Here is an 8812-nt window from a genome sequence, read left to right on the forward strand (position 1 = left end):
GCCCGCGTCGCTACGTCGGTCAGGCGGCGGCGGACGTGGCCTCGGTGTGGATCAGGCCGATGACCTCGGCCAGCTGCCCGGCGACCTCGGCGTCGTCGGAGGGGTGCGTCTCGGCGAAACGGACCAGCGAGCCGGGGATGGCGAGCTTGACGTCGACAACCTTGGCACCGGCGATGCCCACGGACTTACGGGCCTCGTCCTGCGCCCAGACGCCGCCGAACTGGCCGTACGCGGTGCCGACCACGGCCACCGGCTTGTCGGAGAGGGCGCCGGCGCCGTACGGGCGGGACAGCCAGTCGATGGCGTTCTTCAGGACGGCCGGAATCGTGCCGTTGTACTCGGGGGAGAAGAGCAGCAGCGCGTCGGCAGAGTTGGCGGCCTCGCGCAGCGCGACTGCGGCGGCGGGGAGGCTGCCTTCCACGTCGATGTCCTCGTTGTAGAACGGGACGTCGCCGAGGCCTTCGAACAGCACTACCTCAGCGCCCTCGGGGGCGTGCTTGACGGCCGCCTCGGCGAGCTGGCGGTTGGTGGAACCGGCGCGAAGGCTGCCGACGAGACCAAGGATACGAACAGACATGGGGGACTCCACAGAGGGTTTGAAACATTGTCGTTACGATCCGGACCGAGGTCCGTTTAAAGTTCTACCAGTGAAACGGACCGCGGTCCAGTTTTCCTCCGACGCGTTACGCTTCCTTCATGTCCGACACCCTGCCGCCCGTCCCGAAGCCCCAGCGGCGGCCCGGGGAACCCCTGCTGCTGGAACTGGCGACCGGCGCCGGCATCGGGGTCGGTCCCGAGGCCGAGGCCGACGAGCCGTGTCTGCGCGCCGACGCCGCCCGCAACCGCGCCCGCCTGCTGGAGGCCGCCGGCCGGCTGGTGGAGCAGCACGGCGTGGCCGGCCTGACCATGGAGGCGGTGGCCGCCGCGGCGCAGGTGGGCAAAGGGACGGTGTTCCGCCGCTTCGGGGACCGCACCGGCCTGCTGATGGCCCTGCTCGACCACTCGGAGCGAAAGCTCCAGGCCGCCTTCCTGAGCGGCCCGCCGCCGCTCGGACCCGGGGCGCCGCCCGTGGAGCGGCTGCGCGCGTTCGGAGTGGCGGTACTGCGCCGGGCCTTCGACGAGCTGGAACTGCAGCTGGCCGCCGAAGGCGAACCGGGCCGCCGCTTCGCATCCGCACCCCATCTGGTCCGGTCCGGCCACGTCACCATGCTGCTGCGTCAGGCGATTCCGGACGCCGACTGCGAACTCCTCGCGAAAACACTGATGGGTTATCTGGATCCGGCCCTCATCCACCACTTGACCAGGCAGTGCGGGATGCCGTCGACGCGCCTGGAAGCGGGCTGGATCGACCTCGTCGGCCGGATCGCGGGCGGAACGCCGTCACTTTGAGCGCGAGTTTCGGCCAATTGCGCCGGTCGCGCTCCGGCGTGCGGAGGTGGTCAACCGATGCGTCCTGTCCGGGACTTGACCCCGCCTGTCCGGAAAGCGCGTTCGGTGCGCGACAGTGCGGTGAGCAGCTGTGAACCGGTTGGCCAACGGGCACGGGGCAACTGGAAATGATCTTTCAAAGGCGGATTGGTAAAGCGCTTTCCTAAAGCGCTTTCGTCAACCGCCTTTGCTATCGGGTCGATTGCGAAGTTCCCCCGGTCAAAACTATGCCCCGAGCTTCTGCAAAGATGCCGTACGTCATGGTGCAGATACCGAATTCGGCCGCCCCGGCGGTACCCCAGCCGCGCTCCGTGCCCACGAGCGCGGATGTGGCACGCCTGGCCGGCGTCTCGCGCGCAACCGTCTCCTACGTCCTCAACAACACCAGTGCCGTCCGGATCAGCGAACCCACCCGCCGCCGCGTCCACGAGGCGGCGAAGGAACTCGGGTACGTTCCGCACGCGGCGGCCCGCAGCCTGCGGGCCGGACACAGCCGCATGGTCCTGATGCCCGCGCCGAGCGTGCCGATCGGCCCGCTCTACAGCCAGTTCATCAACGAACTCCAGTGGGCGCTCAGCCGCCTCGACTACACCGTCGTCCAGTACGCCTCGGTGGGGCTCCGCGGTGACGAGGCGGCCCGGGCCTGGGCCGAACTGCGGCCCGCCGCTGTCCTCGTGCCCGTCGGCGGGATCGGACCGGAGGGTGTGGCCGTCCTCAAGCGCTCCGGCGCCCGGGCCGTCGTCACGCTCGGTACCGAGCGCATCGAGGGCGCGCACAGCCTGCTCATCGACCACGCCGGCGTCGGCCGCGTCGCGGGCGCGCATCTGTACGCCCGGGGCCGCCGCCGGATCGGCGTCGTCATGCCCGACGAGCCGGGCATGAAGGTCTTCTCCAAGCCCCGCCTCGACGGCGTGCGCGGCGCGCTGGAGGGCACGGACGCCTCGGTGACCGTGCTGCCGCTCGCGTACGAGGAGGAGTCCGCGGCCCGCCTCGCCGCCCGCTGGCCCGAACTCGGCCTCGACGGCGTCTTCGCGTTCAACGACGAGTACGCGATGCTCCTGATGCGGGCCCTGCAGGACGCGGGCGTCACCGTCCCCGGGGACACGGCACTGGTCGGCGCCGACGACCTGGTCCTCGGCCGGCTGCTGCGGCCCAGACTGAGCACGGTGCACATCGAACTCCCGGCCGGCCGGGACCTCGCGGAACTCGTCGACCGCGCCGTGCGCAACCCGGGCGCCGCCGCCGAGACCCACCACGTCCACGGAGCGGCACTCGTCCACCGCGACTCCAGTTGAACGGCTTGCGTATGCGGCGACTTCGGCGGCGCGGTTCCCGTACGGCGTGACTAGGATGTTGCACGCTCAACCAGTGGGGATGCCGTCGACCACCGGACGCCGCGTGCTGCTCTGCCGCGCCCCGGATCACCGCATCCCGCCCCGCGGCTGACGAACGGCCGCGAACCACAACGGGACCCGTGGTCGCTCCGCGCGTCCCGCCGGTGACTGATCGGAGAGCCGCAATGCCGTTGCTCGACCCCAAGACCTGGCAGTCCCAGGCCGTCCGTCCCCTGTCGGGCCCCGAGTACGCCGTCACCGAGCCCGCCACCGGCGACACGCTCGGTACGGTCACGCTCGCCACCGGCGAGGACGTCGGACCGGCCGCCCAGGCCGCCCGTACCGCCCAGCAGGCATGGGCGCGCACCCCGCACTTCGTCCGTGCCGGGGTGCTCCGCAAGGCGGGGGACCTCTTCGCCGCGCACGCCGACGAACTGCGCGACTGGATCGTCCGTGAGTCCGGTTCCATACCCGGCAAGGCCGAGTTCGAACTGCATGTCGCCGCCCAGGAGTGCTACGAGGCCGCCGCCCTCGCCTCCCGCCCGGCCGGGCAGGTGCTGCCCTCCGAGGCGCCCCGGCTGTCCTACACCCGCCGGGTGCCCGTCGGGGTGGTCGGCGTGATCTCGCCGTTCAACGCCCCGCTGATCCTCTCCATCCGCTCCGTCGCCCCGGCCCTCGCGCTCGGCAACGCGGTCGTCCTGAAGCCGGACCCGCGCACGGCGGTCTGCGGCGGGCTCTCCCTGGCCGCGGTCTTCGCCGAGGCGGGCCTGCCCGAGGACCTGCTGCACATCCTGCCGGGCGGCCCGGACGCGGGCCAGGCACTGGTCGCCGATCCGCTGGTGCCGGTCATCTCCTTCACCGGCTCCACGGCGGCGGGCCGGGCCGTCGGTGAGGCGGCCGGCCGTCACCTCAAGCGCGCGCACCTCGAACTCGGCGGCAACTCCGCCATGATCGTCCTGGCGGACGCCGACCTCGACGCGGTGATCTCCACCGCCGCCTGGGGTTCCTTCTTCCATCAGGGCCAGATCTGCATGACGACCGGCCGTCACCTCGTCCACCAGTCGCTGTACGGGGAGTACGTCGAACGTCTCGCGGCCAAGGCCGACGCCCTCGCCGTAGGTGACCCGTACCGCGCCCAGGTCCACCTCGGCCCGATCATCGACGGCTCCCAACTCGCCAAGATCCACGGCCTGGTGGAGGCCAGCACGGCGAGCGGCGCCAAACTCGCGGCGGGCGGCACGCACGAGGACCTCTTCTACCGGCCGACGGTCCTCGCCGACGCCGACGACCGGACCCCCGCCTACGCGGAGGAGGTCTTCGGCCCGGTCGCGCCCGTACGCCCCTTCAGCACCGTCGACGAGGCCGCCGCGCTCGCCTCGGCCGGCCCCTACGGGCTGTCGCTCGGCATCGTCACCCGTGACACCGCGCGTGGCCTCGACCTCGCGGAGCGCATCCCGACGGGGATCGTCCACATCAACGACCAGACGGTCAATGACGAGGCCGTCGCTCCCTTCGGCGGGGTTGCCGCGTCCGGCACCGGCGCGCGGTTCGGTGGGGAGTCGAACCTGGAGGCGTTCACCGACGTGCGGTGGACCACCGTGCGGGGCGATGTGGCGCCGTACCCCTTCTAGAGCGATCCGGCGCGTTGTCGGCTGCGGCGCGTCCGTCGTGGCTGATCGCGCGGTTCCCCGCGCCCCTGATTCAGGGGCGCGGGCCCGGTCGGGTCACTCGCCCTGCTGCGCCTGCTGCTCGGCGACCGACTTGCGGACCTCGTCCATGTCCAGCTTGCGGGCCTGCCCGATGACGTCCGTCAGGGCGGCCTCGGGCAGGGCGCCCGGCTGCGCGAACACGGCGACCTGATCCCGGACGATCATCAGCGTCGGGATCGACTGGATACCGAAGGCCTGCGCCAGCTCCGGCTGCGCCTCCGTGTCGATCTTGCCGAACACCAGGTCGGGGTTGTCCTCGGCGGCCTTCTCGTAGACCGGCGCGAACTGACGGCACGGTCCGCACCAGGACGCCCAGAAGTCGATCAGCACGAATTCGTTCTCCGTGACCGTCTGGTCGAAGTTCTCCTTGGTGAGCTCCACGGTGCTGCTCATGACCTGATTCCTCTTCCTGCTGTCGGGTCGTTGCCGGTGGCGCTCGCACAACACGGCCCGGCCACTGCCTATTCCGCGCCCCTACCCGTGTCGCCACCGGCCACACCGGCCACCGGACCGGGCTAATGACGGAAACTGGGCCCATGACGGAAACGGAATCCAACGTGTACGACGTCGTGGTGCTCGGTGCCGGACCCGTGGGGGAGAACGTGGCCGACCGCACCCGCGCGGCCGGCCTCTCCACCGCGATCGTGGAGAGCGAACTGGTCGGCGGCGAGTGTTCCTACTGGGCCTGCATGCCCAGCAAGGCCCTGCTGCGCCCGGTCATCGCGCGAGCCGACGCCCGCCGGGTACCCGGCCTGCGTCACCTTGTCCAGGGCCCCCTGGACGCCGAAGCGGTCCTCGCCCACCGCGACTACGAGACCTCGAACTGGCAGGACGACGGCCAGCTCGGCTGGCTGGAGAGCATCGGCGCCGACCTCTACCGCGGCCAGGGACGCCTGGCCGGACCACGCACCGTGACGGTGACGGGCGAGGACGGCTCGACGCGGACGCTGACCGCCCGGCACGCGGTCGCCGTGTGCACGGGCACCGGCGCCCAGCTGCCCGACCTGCCGGGCCTCGCCGAGGTCCGGCCCTGGACGAGCCGGGAGGCGACCAGCGCCAAGTCGGTGCCCGGCAGCCTGATCGTGGTCGGCGGCGGTGTCGTCGCCGTCGAGATGGCCACCGCCTGGCAGGCCCTCGGCTCCCGGGTCACCCTGCTGGTCCGCGGCAAGGGACTGCTGCCCCGCATGGAACCGTTCGCGGGCGAACTGGTCGCCGAAGCTTTGGCGGAGGCGGGCACGGACGTCCGCACCGGTACGTCGGTCCAGTCGGTGACCAGGGCGAACGGCACCGTCGTAGCGGTCACGGACACCGGCGACCGGATCGAGGCCGACGAGATCCTCTTCGCCACCGGACGCGCCCCGCGCACCGAGGACATCGGCCTCGACACGGTCGGCCTCGAACCGGGCTCCTGGATCCCGGTCGACGACAGCCTGCGGGTCACCGGCAGCGAGTGGCTGTACGCGGTCGGCGACGTCAACCACCGCGCCCTCCTCACCCACCAGGGCAAGTACCAGGCCCGGATCGCGGGCGCGGCCATCACGGCCCGCGCGGCCGGCGTACCGCTCCTGGAGACCGACCCCTGGGGCGCCCACGCGGCCACCGCCGACCACGGCGCCGTCCCGCAGGTCGTCTTCACCGACCCGGAGGCGGCGTCCGTCGGTCTCTCCCTCGCCGAGGCGGAACAGACGGGCCGCCGCGTACGCGCGGTCGACGTCGAGTTCTCCTCGGTGGCCGGCGCCGGCCTGTACGCCGACGGCTACCGGGGCCGTGCCCGGATGGTCGTCGACCTGGACCGCGAGACCCTGCTCGGCGTGACCTTCGTAGGCCCCGGCGTAGGTGAACTGATCCACTCGGCGACCGTCGCCGTCGCCGGCGAGGTGCCGCTCGGACGGCTGTGGCACGCGGTGCCGTCGTATCCGACGATCAGCGAGGTCTGGCTGCGGCTCCTGGAGGCATTCCGGGACACGAAGTAGGAACCGGCGGACGGAGAAGCCGGGGGGTCGGGGAAGCCGGCCAGTCGGAGAGGTCGGTCGGTCCGAGGAGTCGGGCGGTCAGAGGGGGAAGCCCAGTTCCTCGGCCGCCCGTACCGGGGTCGGCTGGGCCCACCGCTCCGCCATGGCCGTGCTGGAGGACAGTGAGCGCAGCTCGGCGCGGTCGAGATAGAGCGTGCCGTCCAGATGATCGGTCTCGTGCTGGACGATCCGGGCCGGCCACCCCGTGAACACCTCGTCCACCGCCCGCCCGTACTCGTCCTGGCCCGTGAGCCGCACCGCCGCGGGCCGGGACACCACCGCCTGCCAGCCCGGCACGCTCAGACAGCCCTCGAAGAACGCGGCCCGCTCGGTACCGACCGCCTCGTACGACGGATTCACCAGCACCCGGAAGGGCAGCGGCACGCGCCCGCGCACCACCCGCACCTCCTCCGGTACCGGCGCCGGGTCCTCGATGACCGCGATCCGCAGCCCCACCCCGACCTGCGGCGCCGCCAGACCGACGCCCGGCGCGGCGTACATCGTCTCGCGCAGCGCCTCGACGAAGCGGGCCAGCAGGTCCGGGCCGAGCTGCCCGCCGAAGGGTACGGAGGCGCGGCGCAGCACCGGGTCGCCGGCGGCGACGATCGGCAACGGGCCGCCGGCGGCGAGGAGTCGCTCGACCCGGTCGGCAAGGGAGCTCGGGTCATGGGGAGTTGCCATGGCGCCAGGATGCCACGCACCTCCGGCACCCGGCGCCCACCTGTGTGACGTACGCCACGTGCGAGGCCGGGAACTCGACGGCCCGGCGGGCCGACTACTGACCCGTCCCCCCTGCCGTACCCGCTCGCAGTCGGTCGCCCCCCACGGCCGCCTTCCCCGCTCCCCGTCCCCAGCCCACCGGAGAAGCCCGCCGATGTCCACCGCTCCCACGACCACGACGGACGAATCCCCGGATTCACCGGACGCGTCGAAACCCTCCGCCCCGGCGAAGCCGTCCCCCGCCGCCACGCTCCGCCCGCTGGTCCTGCGGCTGCACTTCTACGCCGGCCTGCTCGTCGCCCCGTTCCTGCTGGTCGCCGCGCTGAGCGGTGCTCTGTACGCGGCCTCGTTCCAGGCCGAGAAGATCGTCTACGCCGACGAGCTCACCGTGTCCTCCGTGGGCGACACCAAGCTGCCGATCTCCGAGCAGGTGGCCGCCGCCCGCAAGGCGCACCCCGAGGGCACCGTCGCGGCCGTGCGCCCCTCGCCCGAGGACGACGCCACGACAAGGGTCATGCTGTCCGGCGTCCCCGGTGTCGGCGAGGGCCACACGCTCGCGGTGTTCGTCGACCCGTACACCGCGAAGGTGGAGGGCGCGCTCGAACAGTACGGGTCGTCGGGCGCGCTGCCGCTGCGTACCTGGATCAGCGAGTTCCACCGCAATCTCCACCTCGGTGAGAGCGGCCGCCTCTACAGCGAACTCGCCGCGAGCTGGCTGTGGGTGATAGCCGGCGGCGGCCTGGTGCTGTGGTTCGCCCGCCGCCGCACGCAGCGCAAGGTACGCGGCACCAGCGGACGCCGCCGCACCCTCGGTCTGCACGGCACCGTCGGCGTCTGGGCCTCGGCCGGCTTCATCTTCCTCTCCGCGACCGGTCTGACCTGGTCGACCTACGCGGGCGCCAACATCGACGTCCTGCGCACCTCCCTCGGCCAGTCCACCCCGTCGGTCTCGGCCGCCGCGGGCAGTGAGCACGCCGGTCATGGTGCGGCGGCCGGCGCCGGAAGCGCCGCCGAGCACGGCGTCGGCCTCGACAAGGTGCTGGCCGCCGCCCGCGCCGAGGGCCTGGGCGACCCGGTCGAGATCGTCCCGCCCGCCGACGAGTCCTCCGCGTACGTCGTACGGCAGACGCAGCGCAGCTGGCCCGAGAAGCAGGACGCCGTCGCCGTCGACCCGTCGACCGGCGAGGTCCTCGACGTCCTCCGGTTCGCGGACTACCCGGTGCTCGCGAAGCTGACCCGCTGGGGCATCGACGCCCACACCGGGCTCCTGTTCGGGTTCGTCAACCAGCTCGTCCTGATGGCCCTCGCGCTCTCCCTGGTCCTGCTCATCGTCTGGGGCTACCGCATGTGGTGGCTGCGTGGCCGGGCCTCCGCCTTCGGCCGCCCGATCCCGCGCGGCGCCTGGCAGCAGGTGCCCCCGCTGCTCCTCGTGGCGCTGTTGGCGGGCGTGGCCGTGGTGGGCTACTTCGTTCCGCTGCTCGGCATTCCGCTGGCCGCCTTCATCGCCGTCGACGTGATCCTGGGCGAGATCGACCACCGGCGGGGCAACCGGACGTACGGGGAGCGGGCCGGCGCGAAGCAGTGAGGCCGTGAGGTGAGCGGTACAGGA

Annotated in this window: 8 protein-coding genes; 5 read left to right on the forward strand and 3 right to left on the reverse strand. The window is 72.3% G+C overall.

Annotated features, from left to right (window positions below):
* Positions 1–19 precede the first annotated feature (19 nt).
* The gene (locus STRTUCAR8_RS14305) at positions 20–577 is read right to left on the reverse strand and encodes an NAD(P)H-dependent oxidoreductase (protein ID WP_006376457.1); all 558 of its coding nucleotides are present in this window, start codon (positions 575–577) and stop codon (positions 20–22) included.
* Positions 578–696: 119 nt separating this feature from the next.
* Between STRTUCAR8_RS14305 and STRTUCAR8_RS14310 the strand changes: the two genes are divergently transcribed.
* From STRTUCAR8_RS14310 to STRTUCAR8_RS14320, 3 genes are all read left to right on the forward strand, one after another.
* Positions 697–1389 carry a TetR/AcrR family transcriptional regulator gene (locus STRTUCAR8_RS14310; protein WP_006376462.1) on the forward strand — a complete coding sequence of 231 codons (693 nt, stop codon included), beginning with the start codon at positions 697–699 and terminating at the stop codon, positions 1387–1389.
* A gap of 299 nt (positions 1390–1688) precedes the next feature.
* Entirely contained in the window at positions 1689–2723 is a 1035-nt protein-coding gene (locus STRTUCAR8_RS14315; RefSeq protein ID WP_044472199.1) for a LacI family DNA-binding transcriptional regulator, read from the forward strand.
* A gap of 224 nt (positions 2724–2947) precedes the next feature.
* Complete coding sequence (locus STRTUCAR8_RS14320; RefSeq protein WP_006376461.1) at positions 2948–4393, forward strand: aldehyde dehydrogenase family protein; 1446 nt, start codon at positions 2948–2950, stop codon at positions 4391–4393.
* Between the two features lie 93 nt (positions 4394–4486).
* Here STRTUCAR8_RS14320 and trxA read toward each other — a convergent pair whose 3' ends face one another.
* Positions 4487–4864 carry a thioredoxin gene (trxA, locus tag STRTUCAR8_RS14325; protein ID WP_006376459.1) on the reverse strand — a complete coding sequence of 126 codons (378 nt, stop codon included), beginning with the start codon at positions 4862–4864 and terminating at the stop codon, positions 4487–4489.
* Positions 4865–5007: 143 nt separating this feature from the next.
* Between trxA and STRTUCAR8_RS14330 the strand changes: the two genes are divergently transcribed.
* Positions 5008–6444: a dihydrolipoyl dehydrogenase family protein gene (locus tag STRTUCAR8_RS14330; RefSeq protein ID WP_006376456.1), complete on the forward strand. Its 1437-nt coding sequence runs from the start codon at positions 5008–5010 to the stop codon at positions 6442–6444.
* A 78-nt stretch (positions 6445–6522) separates the two neighbouring features.
* Here STRTUCAR8_RS14330 and STRTUCAR8_RS14335 read toward each other — a convergent pair whose 3' ends face one another.
* On the reverse strand, positions 6523–7164 hold the full coding sequence (locus tag STRTUCAR8_RS14335; RefSeq protein ID WP_006376460.1) for a peptide deformylase: 642 nt from the start codon (positions 7162–7164) through the stop codon (positions 6523–6525).
* 193 nt (positions 7165–7357) lie between these two features.
* On the opposite strand from STRTUCAR8_RS14335, the gene STRTUCAR8_RS14340 reads away from it, so the two are divergent.
* Positions 7358–8788, forward strand: coding sequence for a PepSY-associated TM helix domain-containing protein (locus tag STRTUCAR8_RS14340; protein ID WP_006376463.1), 1431 nt, complete (start codon positions 7358–7360; stop codon positions 8786–8788).
* Positions 8789–8812: the final 24 nt, after the last annotated feature.

It is taken from the genome of Streptomyces turgidiscabies Car8 (assembly GCF_000331005.1).
In the GTDB taxonomy this organism is placed as follows: domain Bacteria; phylum Actinomycetota; class Actinomycetes; order Streptomycetales; family Streptomycetaceae; genus Streptomyces; species Streptomyces turgidiscabies.